This is a genomic window from Nonomuraea sp. WAC 01424 (assembly GCF_003947315.1).
Lineage (GTDB): Bacteria > Actinomycetota > Actinomycetes > Streptosporangiales > Streptosporangiaceae > Nonomuraea > Nonomuraea spiralis.
The window spans coordinates 1-2,136 of sequence record NZ_QHHZ01000051.1; the positions used below are offsets into that span (position 1 = coordinate 1).

1 protein-coding gene is annotated in these 2,136 nt (G+C 70.7%); it reads left to right on the forward strand.

The window, feature by feature from the left end:
• Positions 1-228: 228 nt before the first annotated feature.
• The coding region (locus tag DMB42_RS52655) for a M4 family metallopeptidase (protein ID WP_185845355.1) at positions 229-2,136 on the forward strand (1,908 nt) is incomplete at its 3' end.

Consider the following 2,136-nt stretch of genomic DNA (forward strand, 5'->3'; position numbering starts at 1 on the left):
AAATGTCGGTATGCCTACCGATGAACATACGTATTTTCGAGCCGTCAGCAAACGCTTAGCGTCTGGCGGCAACAAGGCGAAACGGTCCGCTTGCTCTCCCGTCACCCTTTATCACCCCCCACATTTCCCTCACACCCACGACCCAGGAGACCCCTGACCGTGCGGTGGCCCACGCCCGCCCAAAGGCGGCAACGGCCCGAGGGAGCCCGCCGAAAGGAGCACCACAGCGTGAAACGCAAAGCCTTACTCGCGGCGGTCGCCGGCCTGGCCACAGCCGCGACCCTGACGCTGCAGCCCTCACCCGCGAGCGCCGCCCCACCCGGAGTCCCCCCGGCCCAGCAAGGCACCGGCGCCCCCCGCGCCGCGGCAGACCCCGCCTCCCTGGCCGCGGCAGTGGCCGACAAGGCCGTCTCCAGCCAGGTCGACAACCTCAGCAGAGGCCCCGACGAGGCCTACAGCCGCGTCGCGGTCACCCCCGGCGCCAGCGACATGTTCTACGTCGCCTACGAACGCACCTACAAGGGACTGCCGATGGTCGGCGGCGACGCCGTCGTCGTCACCGACGCCGCGGGCAACGTCCGAGACACCGTCTCGGCCACCGGCCCCACCACCCGCACCATCGCCACCAAGGCCACCATCAGCGCCGCCAAGGCCACCACCACGGCCAAGGCCAGACTCTCCCGCGTCGACGACAGCACCGCGCCGCGCCTGGTCGTGCTGGCCCGTACCGGCGCGCCGAAGCTGGCCTGGGAGGTCAAGGTCTCCGGCCTGGCCGCCGGCAAACCCAGCGTGCAGAACGTCTACGTCGATGCCCGCACCGGCGCCGTCGCCGACGCCGTCGACCTGGTCCGCGAAGGCAGCGGCAACGGCTACTACTACGGACAGGTCACCATCAACACGAGCGGCTCGGGCAGCTCGTACTCGATGACCGACACCACCCGGCCGGGTATCGCCTGCGGCGGGCAGGGCGGCAGCGCCTACACCGGCACCGACGACGCGTGGGGCAACGGCTCGGGCACCAACCTGGAGACCGCCTGCGTGGACGCCCTCTACAGCGTCCAGCGCGAATGGGACATGCTGCGCGACTGGCTGGGCCGCAGCGGCATCGACGGCAGCGGCAGAGGCTTCCCCGCCCGCGTCGGCCTGGCCGACGTCAACGCCTACTGGAACGGCAGCTACACCAACTTCGGCCACAACCAGGCCAACACCCAGCAGGCTACCCCGATCGACGTCGTGGCCCACGAGTTCGGCCACGCCGTCTTCCAGACCACCCCCGGCGGCGCCGGCTCCGGCAACGAGAACGGCGGCATCAACGAGGGCACCGGCGACATCTTCGGCGCCCTGACCGAGGCCTACGCCAACAACCCCAACGACCCGCCGGACTACCTGGTCGGCGAAGAGGTCGACCTGGTCGGCCAGGGCCCGATCCGCAACATGTACAACCCGGGCGCGCTCGGCGACCCCAACTGCTACTCCTCCTCCATCCCCAACACCGAGGTCCACTCGGCGGCCGGCCCCCTCAACCACTGGTTCTACCTGCTGGCCGAGGGCAACAACCCCGGCGGCGGCAAGCCCTCCAGCCCGATCTGCTCCGGCGGTCCCTCCTCGGTGACCGGCGTCAGCATCCAAAAGGCCGGCAAGATCTACATGGGCGCGCTGAGCCGTAAGACGTCCTCCTGGCGCTACACCAACATCCGCGCCGCCTCGGTGGCCGCGGCCATCGAGCTGTACGGCGCCAACAGCGCCGAGTGCAACAGCACCAAGGCGGCCTGGAGCGCGGTCAGCGTCACCGCGGCCTCCGGCGAACCGGCCTGCGGCACCGCCGGCCCCGACTTCTCGCTGACACTCAGCTCCTCCTCCGGCAGCGCCCAGCCGGGCGGCACCGCCTCCACCACGGTCAACACCCAGACCACCTCGGGCAGCGCCCAGACCGTCAACCTGACCGCCACCGGACTGCCCAGCGGCACCACCGCGAGCTTCAACCCCGCCTCGGTGACCTCCGGCAACTCCTCGGCGTTGACCCTGTCGGTCGGCGCCTCCACGGCACAGGGCACGTACTCGATCACCGTCACGGGCACCGGCTCGACCACGCACACCGCGACGTACACCCTGACGGTAGGCCCCGGCGGCCCCGGC